Annotated in this window: 13 protein-coding genes, 1 tRNA gene and 1 riboswitch; of the genes, 3 read left to right on the top strand and 11 right to left on the bottom strand. The window is 63.6% G+C overall.

The annotated features are described in order from the left end of the window. Positions 1-44: 44 nt before the first annotated feature. From ACK8CP_RS04815 to ACK8CP_RS04790, 6 genes are all read right to left on the bottom strand, one after another. Positions 45-1520 carry a cobyric acid synthase gene (locus ACK8CP_RS04815; protein WP_414834190.1) on the bottom strand — a complete coding sequence of 492 codons (1476 nt, stop codon included), beginning with the start codon at positions 1518-1520 and terminating at the stop codon, positions 45-47. A 49-nt stretch (positions 1521-1569) separates the two neighbouring features. Further along, positions 1570-2193 (bottom strand): cob(I)yrinic acid a,c-diamide adenosyltransferase, encoded by a 624-nt coding sequence (gene cobO / locus ACK8CP_RS04810; protein ID WP_414833512.1) that lies wholly within the window; start codon positions 2191-2193, stop codon positions 1570-1572. Next, positions 2190-6050, bottom strand: coding sequence for a cobaltochelatase subunit CobN (gene cobN / locus ACK8CP_RS04805; RefSeq protein WP_414833511.1), 3861 nt, complete (start codon positions 6048-6050; stop codon positions 2190-2192). The genes cobO and cobN overlap by 4 nt, the downstream gene beginning before the upstream one ends. A gap of 1 nt (position 6051) precedes the next feature. After that, positions 6052-7086 (bottom strand): cobalamin biosynthesis protein CobW, encoded by a 1035-nt coding sequence (gene cobW, locus ACK8CP_RS04800; protein WP_414833510.1) that lies wholly within the window; start codon positions 7084-7086, stop codon positions 6052-6054. Beyond that, positions 7083-7613, bottom strand: coding sequence for a bifunctional adenosylcobinamide kinase/adenosylcobinamide-phosphate guanylyltransferase (cobU, locus tag ACK8CP_RS04795; RefSeq protein ID WP_414833509.1), 531 nt, complete (start codon positions 7611-7613; stop codon positions 7083-7085). Before cobU ends, cobW begins: the two co-directional genes overlap by 4 nt. 336 nt (positions 7614-7949) lie before the next feature. Further along, a riboswitch (cobalamin riboswitch) is annotated at positions 7950-8161 on the bottom strand. Continuing rightward, a complete protein-coding gene (locus tag ACK8CP_RS04790; RefSeq protein WP_414833508.1) occupies positions 8160-8579 on the bottom strand; it encodes a hypothetical protein in 420 nt (139 codons plus the stop codon). Its footprint overlaps the riboswitch before it by 2 nt. 90 nt (positions 8580-8669) lie before the next feature. On the opposite strand from ACK8CP_RS04790, the gene ACK8CP_RS04785 reads away from it, so the two are divergent. From ACK8CP_RS04785 to ACK8CP_RS04775, 3 genes are all read left to right on the top strand, one after another. Next, positions 8670-8745: transfer RNA gene (locus tag ACK8CP_RS04785), tRNA-Asn, on the top strand. Between the two features lie 466 nt (positions 8746-9211). Next, positions 9212-9955, top strand: a complete 744-nt coding sequence (locus ACK8CP_RS04780) for an AzlC family ABC transporter permease (RefSeq protein ID WP_414833507.1) — start codon at positions 9212-9214, stop codon at positions 9953-9955. Then, positions 9948-10298 carry an AzlD domain-containing protein gene (locus ACK8CP_RS04775; protein ID WP_234628159.1) on the top strand — a complete coding sequence of 117 codons (351 nt, stop codon included), beginning with the start codon at positions 9948-9950 and terminating at the stop codon, positions 10296-10298. The genes ACK8CP_RS04780 and ACK8CP_RS04775 overlap by 8 nt, the downstream gene beginning before the upstream one ends. A gap of 26 nt (positions 10299-10324) precedes the next feature. On the opposite strand, the gene ACK8CP_RS04770 is transcribed toward ACK8CP_RS04775, so the two are convergent. The 5 genes from ACK8CP_RS04770 to madL form a co-directional block, all read right to left on the bottom strand. Further along, entirely contained in the window at positions 10325-10828 is a 504-nt protein-coding gene (locus tag ACK8CP_RS04770) for a biotin transporter BioY (protein ID WP_414833506.1), read from the bottom strand. A gap of 26 nt (positions 10829-10854) precedes the next feature. Further along, positions 10855-11553 carry an energy-coupling factor transporter transmembrane component T family protein gene (locus ACK8CP_RS04765; protein WP_414833505.1) on the bottom strand — a complete coding sequence of 233 codons (699 nt, stop codon included), beginning with the start codon at positions 11551-11553 and terminating at the stop codon, positions 10855-10857. Then, positions 11550-12230: an energy-coupling factor ABC transporter ATP-binding protein gene (locus ACK8CP_RS04760; protein ID WP_414833504.1), complete on the bottom strand. Its 681-nt coding sequence runs from the start codon at positions 12228-12230 to the stop codon at positions 11550-11552. The genes ACK8CP_RS04765 and ACK8CP_RS04760 overlap by 4 nt, the downstream gene beginning before the upstream one ends. A gap of 205 nt (positions 12231-12435) precedes the next feature. After that, positions 12436-13197: a malonate transporter subunit MadM gene (madM, locus tag ACK8CP_RS04755; protein ID WP_128294177.1), complete on the bottom strand. Its 762-nt coding sequence runs from the start codon at positions 13195-13197 to the stop codon at positions 12436-12438. Then, complete coding sequence (gene madL, locus ACK8CP_RS04750) at positions 13197-13637, bottom strand: malonate transporter subunit MadL (protein ID WP_092816082.1); 441 nt, start codon at positions 13635-13637, stop codon at positions 13197-13199. The genes madM and madL overlap by 1 nt, the downstream gene beginning before the upstream one ends. Between the last annotated feature and the right edge of the window lie 17 nt (positions 13638-13654).

Below are 13654 nucleotides of genomic sequence, written 5' to 3'. Positions count from 1 at the left end.
ACGTCACGAGAGTGAAGCCTTCGCCGCTCTGAGCTGGCGTGATCTCAGGCGCTCTTGCGCTCGTGCGAACCGCGAGAGGCCGCGATCTCAAAAATCCGGTTGAGCGACAGATGCTCTTCGAGATGCTGTGCCAGGGCATCGAGGACCTCTTCGACGCCCTCGTCGTAGCGCGTGCTGCTTGTCGCTCCGAGATTGGCGAGGAAAGCCCCTCTGAAAGCGTCGGAGCCGAAAAGGCCGTGAGCATAGGTGCCCATAACGCGCCCATCATAGGCGACAGCCCCATCCGGGCGCCCTTCGAGCGTTGCGAACGGTTCGGAGCGGCCGGGCCCAACGGTCTCGCCGACATGGATCTCGTAGCCAGAAAACTCCGCGCCCGTGGCCACATGCACCCCCCGCACTGGCACCGTCGTCTTGTCGGCGGTGAGGTTCGTGGTGACATCGAGAAGCCCGAGACCCCGCACATTCTGAGGGGCGCCTTCGATGCCGTCCTTGTCCGCGATCAGGCGGCCGAGCATCTGAAACCCTCCGCAGATCCCGAGAACGTGGCCCCCCCGGCGCACATGCGCGGCGATATCGATATCCCAGCCGGCCTCGCGCAGCGCCGCCAGATCGGCGATCGTCGACTTCGAACCCGGAAGAAGCACGAGATCGGTGTCGCCCGGCAGCGCCTCGCCCGGCTCGAGGATGACGAGTTCGACGGACGGCTCCTGCCGCAACGGGTCGAGGTCGTCGAAATTGGCGATGCGGCCGAGACGCGGCACCACCACCTTCACGGTGGCGGCACCTTTTTTCGGTGTCTCCGCCGGTTCTTCGAGCCCGAGCACATCCTCGGCCGGCAGCTTCGCAGCGCCCGGAAAATGCGGCACGACGCCGAGGCCGGCCCATCCGGTGCGCTCTTCGATGATCCGCATACCTTCGTCAAAAAGTGTAACATCGCCACGGAAGCGATTGACGATAAAGGCTTTAATAAGGGAGCGGTCAGCCTCATCAAGGATCGCATGGGAGCCGACGAGGCTCGCGATCACACCGCCGCGTTCGATATCTCCGGCGAGAATGACCGGCACATCGGCCTCCAACGCAAAGCCCATATTGGCGATATCGCCCTCACGCAGATTGACCTCCGCCGGAGAGCCGGCCCCCTCGACGATAACGATATCGGCAGCCTCGAGCTGCCGGTTGAAGCTGTCCATCACGGCGGCCAGGAACTCGGGCTTGCGCACCGTGTAATCACGCGCCTTCAGCGTCGCTACGCGCCGTCCCTGCACGATCACCTGAGCACCGATATCGCTTTCGGGCTTCAGCAGAACCGGATTCATGTGCACGGACGGCGGGACGCGGGCGGCCAGCGCCTGCGTCATCTGGGCCCGTCCGATCTCGCCACCGTCCGCCGTCACGCCGGCATTGTTCGACATGTTCTGCGGCTTGAAGGGTCTCACCTTGAGACCCCGATTGCTGAAAGCCCGGCAGAGGCCGGCAACCAGAAGCGACTTGCCGACATGCGAGCCGGTGCCCTGGATCATAATGGCGGGGGTACGAGACACGATAACTCCGAAGGGTTGGCGAAAGAGCCTAGAATTCGATCCCGACCTGCGCCTTCACGCCGGACCGGAACGGATGCTTTATCTGCGTCATCTCGGTGACGAGGTCAGCGGCCTCGATGAGCTCGTCCTTGGCGTTGCGGCCGGTCACGACGACATGCTTCATGGCCGGACGCGCCTCGATCACCTCGAGCACTTCCTCAAGCGGCAGATAATCGTAGCGCAGGACGATGTTGAGCTCGTCGAGGAGAACGAGATCGTGTTCTCCATCTTCGATCATCGCCTTGGCCTTTTCCCAGACCTCGCGCGCAGCGGCGATGTCATGCTCGCGATCCTGCGTCTCCCACGTGAAGCCCTCGCCCGTCGAGACCACGGTGATCTGATCGGAGAACTTCTCCAGAGCGTGGCGTTCGCCCGTATCGCGCTTGCCCTTCACGAACTGCGCGATGCCGACTTTCATGCCGTTGCCGAGGGCGCGAAAGACGAGACCGAAGCCAGCCGTCGTCTTGCCCTTGCCCTTGCCCGTATGAACGACGAGAAGCCCCTTTTCGATCGTCTTGGTGGCGATGATCTTGTCGCGCGCCTCTTTCTTCCGGCGCATCTTTTCGGCGTGCTTCTGGTTGAGCTCGTCCTCGCTCAGCTCTGCCTTGCTCATAAACTTCCTCCGTTCGCGAGCTCGTGAAGTTCGTTGTGGATCGAGTTGCGCCGCGGCGCCCACAGGCCGCGCTCGATCGCTTCGTTGAAACGCGCCGCGATCTCTTTCAACGCCGGCGCATTGTTGTCTGCCAGAAAGGCGCGCACATCCTCGTCTTCGAGGTACGCGGCATAGAGCTGGTCGAAATGGTGGTGTTTGACCGCTGGCGTCGTGGCCGCGAAGGCGAAGAGATAATCGACCGTCGCCGCGATTTCGAAGGCGCCCTTGTAACCGTGGCGCATGACGCCCTCGATCCATTTCGGATTGGCGGCACGCCCACGCACGACGCGTGCGAGTTCTTCATCGAGGCCACGGATCACCGGCCGCTCCGGACGCGAATGATCGTTGTGATAGGCTCTCGGCGCCGATCCTTTCAGCGTTTCGACGGCAGACGAGAGACCACCCTCGAACTGATAATAATCGTCGGAATCGAGAAGATCGTGCTCGCGGTTGTCCTGGTTCTGCACAATCGCATCGGTCGTCTTGAGCCGCCGCTCAAAGAGCTTTCGTGTGCGCTCGCCACCTTCACCCTCCGAACCGCCGCCATAGGCGTAGGACGACCATTCCAGGAACGCTGTGGCGAGATCTCCCCGCTCCTGCCAGATACCTTCATCGATCAGCGCCTGAAGGCCGGCACCGTAGGCTCCGGGCTTGGAACCGAAGACGCGGAAGGAGGCGGCCCGGCGCGCATCGTCCTCCGCCATCCCCGCCTCTCCCAATCGGGCGCTGTCCTGGCGGATGCGCGCGGCGATCGGATTGGCGTCTTCCGGTTCCTCGCGCTCCGAAACGGCCAGCACCGCCTGATGGAAGAGATCGATCTGATGCGGGAAGGCGTCACGGAAGAGGCCGGAGATCCGCAGCGTCACATCGATGCGCGGGCGGCCGAGCTCCGAGAGCGGCACGACGTCGATGCCCGTCACACGCCCAGAGGCCTGCTCCCATACGGGACGCGTGCCAAGAAGCGCGAGCGCCTGGGCAATGTCGTCACCACCCGTGCGCATGTTCGACGTGCCCCAAACGGTGAGCGCCATCGCGGTCGGCCATTCTCCCTCGTCGGAGAAATAGCGCTCTGCCAGCAGCTGCGCCGAACGCCAGCCGAGATCGAAGGCGGCGCGCGACGGCACGCCCCGAACATCGACGGAATAAAAATTGCGTCCCGTCGGCAGGCAATCGGCGCGTCCGCGCGTCGGCGCGCCGGAAGGCCCGGGCGCCACGAAACGCCCCGACAGCGCAGCAAGCGTCGCGGCGATCTCGGCCCGGCCGGACCCATCGAGCGTCGGCGCGATCGCCTCGCGCAGTCGGGCCAACACCGCCTCGGTTTTTCGACCCGGCGTTTTGCAATGCAGAAGCGCAACATGGAACGCGTCGTCGGACGTCAGCTCGCCGGCCACGGACGTTACCGCCGGACCTCCGTCGACCACTTCCAGAACCCTTGCAGGTTCCGTTGACGGGCTGCCCGACTCGGCTGCGGGAACGAGCGCCTCCACGAGCGCCGCCGCAAAAATCTCCAGCCGCTCCACCGTGTCGCCGTTGGTACGCCAGGCTGCGTCCGTCAGATCCGCCAGGAGCTTTGGCCGTTTTCCTTCCCAGCGCTCATGCAGCACGCAATCGAGCGGGTCGAAGCGCAAATCGAAATCATCGGCGAGTGCGCGCAAAAGCGAGGCATCGCCGGCCTCGCCTCCGCCGCGGGGCACACGGGCGAGTGCGGCGAGCGTGTCGGTCCTCAGCCGCCCGGCCGGAGACTGACCCAGAATGTGCAGCCCGTCGCGAATCTGCAGCTCTTTCAGATCGCAGATCTGCTCGTCGAGCTTGAGAATGATTTCCTCGCGCGATTCCCTGCCCGACGCGATCCCGAGATCGGCCAGAAAACCTTCGCTTTCCGCGCGCTCCACGATCGCTTCGGCGACCTTTTTCGAGCGTCGCGGATCGACGAGGTCGGCGGCCGCATATTCGTCGATCAGATATTCAAGCTCGGCCGCCGCCCCGTGGCTTTCGGCGCGCGTCATCGGCGGCATCAGATGGTCGATGACGACCGCGGCCGCGCGCCGCTTCGCCTGCGCCCCTTCGCCCGGATCGTTGACGATGAAGGGATAGACAAGCGGCACGGGCCCGAGGGTGGCCTCGGGAAAGCAATCCTGTGACAGCGCGAGTGCCTTGCCCGGCAGCCATTCCTGGTTGCCATGCTTGCCCATATGGACGAGCGCATCGGCCGCGAATGAGCGCCGCAGAAAGGCATAAAAGGCGAAATAGCCATGCGGCGGCACGAGCGCCGGGTCATGATAGCTCGTCTTCGGATCGACATTGTAGCCGCGCGCCGGCTGCACGCCGATGACGACATGCCCGAAGCGATGCAGGGCGAGCGCAAAGGCACCTTCGCCAGGATCGAAGAACGGATCGTCTTCAGGCCGACCCCAGGCGGTCTCGACCTCGCTCTGCACGCTCTCCGGCAGCGCGCGGAAGAATTCTCGATAATCCTCGAGCGAAAGCCACTCGCCACCCGTGCGCTCGACCCGTCCGTCGATCGCGTTCGTGGGCCCGGCGAGGATCGTCTGCATCAAGGCCTCTCCCGTTTCGGGCGCGCCCTCGGTGTCATAGCCAGCCTCGGCCATCGCCGTCAGGAGCCGTACCGTCGATTCGGGTGCATCGAGACCGACGCCGTTTGCGAGCCGGCCATCCTTGTTCGGATAGTTCGACAGAACGATGCCGATATGTTTCGCCGCGTTCGGCTTCGTCGAAAGCTGCGCCCAGGCCGCCGCGAGATCGGCGACGAAGGCGACGCGGTCTGCGAGCGGGCGATGCGCCATCGGCCGGCACTGCGTGCGCAGCTCGAACGCTCCCTCTTCCTTGAACGAAATGGCACGGGTGATGAGACGTCCGTCGACCTCCGGGAGCACCACGTTCATGGTGAGATCGGAGGGTGAGAGACCGCGCGGATGTTCACGCCAGATCGCCTCGGACACACCCGCAAAGGTCACCTGAAGAACCGGCCGCCTTCCGCCATCGAGAAAGGTCTCGGCAGACGGATCGCCGGTCTTGCCGAGAGCAAAGGCGGTGGCGTTCAGGATGAGCGCAGGATCGTGCTCCTGAAACAGCCCCATTACGAACTCTTTGTCCGCCGCCGCCTTGAGGCTTGAGACGAAAACCGGAAGCGGCCGCAGTCCCCGTTCGGCAAGAGCCGCAGAAAGCGCTTCCACCGGCGCCGTCTGACCCGATTGCACGAGCGCACGATAGAAGACGATCGCCGCAGTCGGCCCCTCGCCCTCAAACTTCCGTCCGCCCTCGGAAACGCCAAAAGCCGGCACCGTCTTCGGTGGCGGCGGCACCTCGTCATGTCCGAGAAGATGGCCCGAGAACCGCAACGCGTTTTCGAAATTCTCCGCTCCGCCCTCAACGAGATAGGACCAGAGAAGCCGCGTTTCGTCGGCGCCGAGCGTGCCCTCGGCCGCAAGGTCGCCATCCCATTTGGTATCGCCCGGCATCAGCGCCACTTTGGCGCCTGAGCCGCGCGCAATCCGCAGCGTCTCCTCGACGCCGTAGCGCCAATAGCCGACGCCGCCGAGAAGCCGAACGACGATCAGCTTCGCCTCGGCCAGCACCTTCTCGACATAGAGATCGACCGAATAGGGATGCGCGAGCGACATCCAATTGGCGAGCCGAATGGCCGGAAAATCGCCCGCCAGCCGGTTCGCCGCCGCAGCCAACCCGGCAATCTCGGTGTCAGCTGCGGAAAGGATGACGATGTCGCCCGGGCTCTGATCGAGATCGACCGCTTCGGAGGCCGCGTCGAGCCCCCGACTCTGGCCCTTGAAGATATGCAATTCAGCCTCCGAGGGCCTCCGTGACGGCCGCCCGATCGACATCGGACAGGCCGATCACCACGAGCTTCGGCTCGCCCGACGATTCACCGTTGCCGCGGTCGAACCAGCTCTCCAGCCTCTGACCCACAGCCTGGACGACCAGCGGCACCTTTTTGCCGTCGATCGCAAGGCGTCCCTTGATGCGCAGAACGCCAGGCATGGCGAGCGCCTTGGTGATGCGTGCTTCGGCCTCGGCCTTGTCCGGCGCTGTCACGGTGATGCTGAAGGAATCGAAATCGTCGTGCTCGTGCTCCTCGCCTTCCATCTCATGGTGCGAAAGCCGGGTCTCGCTGTCGTCCTCCGCCCCGGCCCCGACGCCCAGGAGCACTTCGGGCGGCACGATGCCATGCGTGGCACGAATGAGCGACGCAGCGACGCGCTTGTCCTCTCCGACGCGCTTTTCCACGCGCAGCATGCCCGCTTCATCGACGAGATCGCTCTTCGACAAGACGATGAGATCGGCGCAGCGCAGCTGATCCTCGAACAATTCCTCGATCGGATCGTCATGATCGAGCGACTGGTCGGCTTCGCGTTGCGCGACGAGCTTCGCTTCGTCGCTCGCCATACGACCGGCCGCGACGGCCTCGGCATCGACGACGGTCACCACCCCATCGACGGTCACCCGGTCGCGGACAGCAGGCCAGGCAAAGGCTTTGACGAGCGGCTGCGGCAGAGCGAGGCCCGAGGTCTCGATGACGATGTGATCGGGCGCCTGGCCGCGTGCGAGGAGTCCCTCCATCGCCGGCAAAAAATCGTCCGCCACCGTGCAGCAGATGCAGCCGTTGGAGAGCTCGACGATATCCTCCTCACCGCAGGCGGGGCTGCCGCAATCGGAGAGAAGCCCGCCATCGAAGCCCGTATCGCCGAACTCGTTGACGATGAGGGCGATTTTTCGGCCGTTCGCGTTTTCGAGGATGTGGCGGATGATCGTCGTCTTTCCGGCTCCAAGGAAGCCGGTGATGATCGTCGCGGGAATGCGTTCCGAAGCGTTTGTCATGAAGGAAGCTGTCCTTTCAGTGCCAGAGGCAGTCCGGCCGCCATGAAGACGACCAGCTCCGCCGAGCGGGCGATTTCCTGGTTGAGACGGCCCTGCGCATCGCGGAAGCGACGAGCCAGGGCGTTATCGGGTACGAGGCCGAGGCCGACCTCGTTGGAGACGAGGACGACGGGGCCGTTCGCCGCGGCGAGGGCTGCGCAGAGCTCGCGCGTACGCACGGCGAGGTCCTCTTCGGCGAACAAAATGTTGGAAAGCCAGAGTGTGAGGCAGTCGACGAGCAGGGCCCGATCCGGCGCGGCCTCGCCGGCAATGACGTCCGCAAGCGCGACCGGCTCCTCGACGGTGCGCCATGCCGGTCCGCGCCGAGCCCGATGTGCGGCGATGCGCTCACCCATCTCCGCATCGTCGTCTGCGGGAGGACACGTGGCGACGTAGACGGGGTTGAGCCCGCTTTCCTCCACGAGGCGTTCCGCATAGGCGCTTTTTCCCGAGCGGGCGCCGCCCAAAACGAGTGCCGTGGTTATCATGAGGATTTCGCGGAGCGTTTCCGCGCCAGGGGCCAGGCCGACGACACGAGCGGTCGGATGCTTACCGTCCTGCCGGTCGCCATGAAGGCCGCATGACCCACGGCCATGCCTTGAACGTGAGGAAACATGACTGCCTCAACGGCAGCGCGGCGAAGATGCGTTTTCTGAAAGATCAGGCGGCGGACACCGCCCGGGCATGAAAGCGAAACCGCTCTGCACGGTGCGCAGATCGTTGGCGATCAATGCGGCGCACCCGGCTCGAACCCTGGATGGAATCGCCGACGGAAATGTTCCGGAACTTTGCATGCTATCCCCTTTGCCGTCCCTCCGACGGCGTTCGAGTTGCCCTGGTCCGGCAGGTCTCCTGGCTTGCGGGTCTCCGCCCTTCTGCGCCTTCCCGTTGCCGGTGGCTTATGCAGGGGGCTCGCCGCGTACAGTTGCGGGGGCAGCTGCGGATGAGGGATCCCGATCTGGGTCATCCCTGTCGCATTCCCTTTTGATCCCCAGGTGCTGTGCACCATTCGGGAACCGGAACCATTTCAAAGACTAAACGGAATCGGAAGACTGTCGCAAGCGCGATTCCGCCGATCGCTCCGTTTCGCTCATGCGTGTATCGCCCGGCGAAACGAACGGTGTCTGCGAATCGATTTTGCCGGCAACGGCCGCCTTCCCATTGCCATTTCCCGCGGGCGCGGCCACGTCGAATCGCCGCGCCACGCCCGGATAACGCGTGTAGATCCACACGGTGAACCGCCGCCGCCAACGCCGCACCGCGGGAATATCGATCGACAACACGATCAGCCCGAGCGGCAGCATCCACAGGCCGAGCACCGGAAGGAAGGCGAAGAGACCGCCGAGAACCAGCAGAATCCCGATACCAACACGCAGAAGCGGGCTGTGCGGCAGAGGCATCTGCCGGCCAAAAAGATGGAGGCGCGAGCGCCGCTTCCTGTCGTTCTTTACCACTTCGGCTTCCTGCCTGTTTTGCATGCGTCAAAAATGGGCTGCGAAAGGATGCTTGCAATGCCCGATGAGTTTGGTATATCGCGCCCCAATTCCCCGGTAGCTCAGTTGGTAGAGCAAGCGGCTGTTAACCGCTGGGTCGCTGGTTCGAGTCCGGCCCGGGGAGCCACCTTCCTTCTCTTCTCATCGCACGATCTCGTCGAAACCGTGTCTTCACGGTGGGTGCCAAAAACTGTGAGCACCCGGACCGGCTTGGCCAGGGCAACGGCGCTTGGCCACGCACAGGCCACTCCCGCCTCCATCGACGCGAAGAAGATCTGAAACGATCGCCGTTCGACCTCGAAGGCGGGGTTCACCAGGCGATTCGCAACGCGCCCAGCCCCGCGCAGGATCAGACGTCTCCACGCAGCAGCGGATGCGCAGAATGCGATCGAACGCAGAGAGATTCGCGACGGCCGCTTACGCGCCATCAAAGTTGAAGCGAAAGCAACCTGATTGTTACCATATGTATCGGCGCACGCTATCGTGCCGAAATGAAGTCTATTCATTTCGATTGGTTTTTCTGGACACAATATACAAGCTGGAATAAAGGGATGGCCGATATTCTACATTGAGATACGCCCTCCCCCGATGCAATGACAGACTCCCCAAACCTCTCCAGCGACGAAGAGGCGTCCGCAGGACACGTTTTCCGTATCGCCGTCGGCGACGCTCTCGTCGTGATTCTGACTTTCCTCGTGATGTTCATGGGCGTCGGCCAGCTCAGCGCTGAAGCCGGTCTCAACGCCGTGCAGACCGCATTGATGACCAGCCTCACGGTCGCCGCGCCCGCTCAGGCTGCCGCCATGCAGATCCTGACGAGCGAGGGCGCAACCGCCGGCGCCTGGGCCGCGGCCGTCGTCGCCGTCATCATCGTCAATCTCCGCTTCATCGTCATGGTCGCCTCGGTCCTGGCGCGCTTGCCGGAGACGACATTCTGGCGCGCTTTGGGCGGCGTCGGGCTGATTTCGGCGAGCTCCTTCGCCGTCATCCTCCCCCGCCTCATGGAGGAGCCGCCTCCACGACCGATTCTCTATTGCGGCATGGTCGGAGGCATGTGCTCGCTCTCCGCCGTCATCGGCGCCGTGACCGGCCATCAGCTCGCAGCCTCCGTGCCGGTCATCGTCGGCGCGACTTTGGGCGCCATGATCCCGATCTATTTCGCCACGCTGATCGCCCGCCAGAAGAAGCTGCGCCCGTTGATGGTGAACGCTCTCTTCGGCGCACTTCTCGTGCCGCTCGGCGTGCCCTTCATGGGCGCATCCGCGCTCCTCGTCCTGCCCCTCATCGTGGCAGGCCTCAGCATGCTGGTCGATCAAGGAAAACAAGGAAATGCCTGACGTTCTCTCTCACTGGCAGCTTTGGGCGGTGGCGGCCGGCGCCGGCCTTGGGACACTGCTGTTGCGGCTCGTGCCGCTGTTTGCCCGAGAGGCGATCGGTGGCGAACGCATCCGCGAATTCTTCGACCGGGCAGGCTACGGCATTCTGGGCGGCATCGTCGCGACATCGGCTTTGCGCTCAGGCCAGGGCCTGTTTCACGGCGCACCCCTCGTCGGGTCGGTGGTCGCTATCGTCTGCGTGGTCATCGCCTTCACGATCGCCGTGTGGAAGGGCGGCACGATCGTGCCGACCCTCATCGGCCTTGCGGGTTTCGTGGCGGCCGGCCTCCTCTATCTCGGCTGACCGCCCTATTCGCGCAAACGCACCGTCTAGGCCGTCCGCTGAATGATCGGATAAGACCGCTTCACGGAAACCGCGATAATGGCGGCAAGACCGGCTTTGACGAGGTCACCCGGAATGAAGGTCGCCGAGGCGATCGCGGTCTTCGTCAGCGGCAGGCCGACATTGACCGCGGTCCACGGGATACCGATCGCATAAAGAACCACGATGCCGCCGAGCGCGCAGAAGACGAACGAGGTGACCACATTGAGTCGGTTCCAGCCCCATTCGTGCAAAAGACCGACGGCGAAGGCAGCCGCGACCCAGCCGAAGAGGTAGCCGGCGGTCGGACCGAAGAAGACGCCGAGACCGCCGCGACCGGCGGCAAGGAGCGGCAATCCGACGGCGACGAGCGCGAGGAAGAGCAGGATCGACAGCGCCCCCCGACGCGCACCGAGGATGGCACCAGCCAGCATCGGCCCCATCGACTGAGCCGTGATGGGCACGCCGATCAGCGGCAGCATCACCGGCGGGAAAATCCCCAGCGCAGCCATGAAGGCTGCGAACAGGGCGATATAGACTATGTCTTTAGTTGTGGTTCCGCGTCGTTGCATGACATCCTCGCATTGGACGTATTCGGTTCCAGGACGAAGCGCGGCGGCAGCTCGCCTTCGTCGCCGGAGTGATCACTGTAGGGTGAGCGCGCATCGATCGCATCGGCAACATCGCTCGCCATTCGAAGGGTCCGGACGATGAGCGGCAAGGCGAGCGCGAGGGGATTGGCTCCAAGCCCCCTCGCCCGCTGCGCGTCGCGAATATCGTTTGCCTGTTGGGCAATGACGGGGATGAACCGGAGCGCCAGAGAAAACGCGAGACCGACCTTGGCGGGATTGACGCCGAGACGCCGAAACGGCGTGAGCGCCCTTTCGACAGCCGCAATCAGCGCATCGGTGCGCGTCGTCAGGGTCACGAACGCGGCCAGAAGGATGAGCGTCGAGATCCGCAGGACGACGAGACCGGCAAGCTCCCATGACTGCCAGATACCCTGGACGATGAAGAGGAGCACCAGCAGCCACAACAGCGGGCGCAATTGCTGGAACGCCTGCCTCTGCGAGATGCCTGCAAGCCGATAAAGGAGCAGCGTCGCGAGAAATGCGCCGGCGAGAACGGGAAGACTGCCGACGAGGACGAGCCCTGTGCCCGCAGCCGCCAGAACCAGGAGCTTGGCAGCCGCCGGCAGCTCATGCAGGAACGAGGAGATGTCGCCGCGGGATCTCATTGCATACGCTCCACATAGCGCGCGAGGGCGGAATTCGGTTCATCGTCGGCAATCACCCTGCCCTGATCGAAGACGATGACGCGATCAAACGATTGAAGAAGCGGCAAGTCGTGCGTGACGACGATGACGGTCTCTTCCATCTCGGCGATGACCTTGGCAACCCGCCTGGCGTTGCGCAAATCGAGAAGCGTCGTCGGCTCGTCGAAAACGACACAATCGGGCCGCGTGATGAGGACACCCGCCAGCGCCAGAAGCTGCTTCTGTCCGCCGGACAGCGTGTGCGAGGGATGCGAGCGAAAGGGTCCGAGCCCGTAGCGTTCAAGCACCTCTTCGACGAGGGCGCCACGCTGGGCCGCGGGGAGCTTCAGCCCCTTGAGGCCGAACGCGACATCTTCTTCCACGATCGGGAAGACGATCTGATTGTCTGGATTTTGAAAAACAAAGCCCACCTTGCGACGAACCGCCTTGCCCGACTTGGCCGTATCGAGCCCGTCGACGAGAACCTGTCCGGAGGTGGGAATGAGAAGCCCGTTCAAGAGCCGGGCAAACGTGCTCTTGCCGGAACCATTGGAGCCGACGATCCCGATACGCTTCTCGTTCAGCGTCAGATCGATTCCCTTCAGGGCTTCGAAGGTCTCGAAGCGCTGATGAACCGCGCGGATCTCGATCGTCGTCATGATCTGCCCCTTGGAGCGTTGGCGCCGCCGGCATCTCTTTGAAGGAGACGAGCCGGCGGCTGCAGGTTCGGAACGCGAACGTCGTTCACATGTTCGTGCTCCGGAACCCTATTCGTAGCACCATCGCTTGAAACACTGTCTCAGGTGTCTCATTCTTAGGTGTGTTGCGCAGGATGAAACCCTGACTGGTCCTTCGGCAAAAGGTTCAACCAACCAGGGCGACGATCGCCGCGTAACCGAGTGACGGGACGACCAGGCAGCCAAAGCCCGTGTAGAATGTCGCCGTCATCGCACCATAAGGAACCAGCCGCGGATCGGTAGCAGCCAATCCGGCGGCTGTTCCGCTGGTCGTCCCCATGAGACCACCATACACAGCCGCTGCGGCCGGGTTGTTGAGGCCTGCCATCTTGGCAAGGAACGGGGTCAGGATCATCACGGAGATCGACTTCACCACGCCGGCGGCAACCGACAGGGCGATCACTTCCGAAGATGCGCCGAGAGCCGCACCGGTCACCGGACCGACGATGAAGGTCGCCGCGCCGCCGCCGATCGTGGCCATGTCGACCGGGTTCGTGTAGCCGAACGCGTAAGCCGTAGCCGCACCGATCGCCGTCGACAGGATCATCGACACGACAAGAGCGACGACGCCAGGCACGCCGGCCTTCTTCAGCTCTTCAAGCTTCACGCCAAAGGCCGTGGCAACGATGGCGAAGTCACGGAAGACGCTGCCGCCCATCAGGCCGATACCTGCGAACAGGCCGACATCGGAGATGCCGTGCTTGCCACCGGTGTATTTGCCGCCGACGAACGCCAGGATCAGACCGATGACGATCGCGATCGCCGAAGCATGGATGCGGTTGTTGAAGATTTTGCCGATATAGGTCGACACCCACATGATGAGGCCGACGACGACGAAGGCAGTAACCAGAGGATATTTGGAGACTGCTTGTACCAGGATGTCCATGATTATTTGACCTCCTTCGCGGATTCAGGCACCGCGACGGTGGCGGCGGGAGCAGCATTGTCCGCGTCGAGGGGCGGAAGTGGATCACTCTTCGGGCTGAGAGCCGCGATCGGCCGGATCAGCAGGAAGCCGGCGAACACCGCGCCAAGTCCGGCGACAAAGGCGAGAGCGCCGGCGTCGAAAGCCGCGACGACGTTCTGGCGGGCGCACATCGCGACCACGATCGGGATGTACATTGCACTCCAGAACATGATGCCGTCCTGGGCCAGCTTGGAGAGCTGTTCTTTGTCCATAAGCTGGCGCGAGATGATGACGAGCAACAGCATCGCAATGCCGACGCCGCCCACATTCGCGTCAATGCCAACAAGATGACCGATCAGGTAACCGAGGCCGGTACCTACGATCATGCACCCGCCCATCAGGGCTAGTCCGTAAATCACCATTTCACTTACTCCAGAGT

The organism is Afifella sp. YEN Y35 (assembly GCF_047553465.1).
Classification (GTDB): domain Bacteria; phylum Pseudomonadota; class Alphaproteobacteria; order Rhizobiales; family Afifellaceae; genus Afifella; species Afifella aestuarii.
Note: the sequence above shows the minus strand (reverse complement) of the source record. Positions and strands in the feature narration are given on the sequence as shown.

Coding starts and splice junctions, on each gene's coding strand:
- ACK8CP_RS04815 (WP_414834190.1), bottom strand. CDS start 1,520: ATGATCCAGGGCACCGGCTCGCATGTCGGCAAGTCGCTTCTGGTTGCC.
- cobO (WP_414833512.1), bottom strand. CDS start 2,193: ATGAGCAAGGCAGAGCTGAGCGAGGACGAGCTCAACCAGAAGCACGCC.
- cobW (WP_414833510.1), bottom strand. CDS start 7,086: ATGACAAACGCTTCGGAACGCATTCCCGCGACGATCATCACCGGCTTC.
- cobU (WP_414833509.1), bottom strand. CDS start 7,613: ATGATAACCACGGCACTCGTTTTGGGCGGCGCCCGCTCGGGAAAAAGC.
- ACK8CP_RS04780 (WP_414833507.1), top strand. CDS start 9,212: ATGACAGACTCCCCAAACCTCTCCAGCGACGAAGAGGCGTCCGCAGGA.
- ACK8CP_RS04775 (WP_234628159.1), top strand. CDS start 9,948: ATGCCTGACGTTCTCTCTCACTGGCAGCTTTGGGCGGTGGCGGCCGGC.
- ACK8CP_RS04770 (WP_414833506.1), bottom strand. CDS start 10,828: ATGGCTGCGCTGGGGATTTTCCCGCCGGTGATGCTGCCGCTGATCGGC.
- ACK8CP_RS04765 (WP_414833505.1), bottom strand. CDS start 11,553: ATGAGATCCCGCGGCGACATCTCCTCGTTCCTGCATGAGCTGCCGGCG.
- ACK8CP_RS04760 (WP_414833504.1), bottom strand. CDS start 12,230: ATGACGACGATCGAGATCCGCGCGGTTCATCAGCGCTTCGAGACCTTC.
- madL (WP_092816082.1), bottom strand. CDS start 13,637: ATGGTGATTTACGGACTAGCCCTGATGGGCGGGTGCATGATCGTAGGT.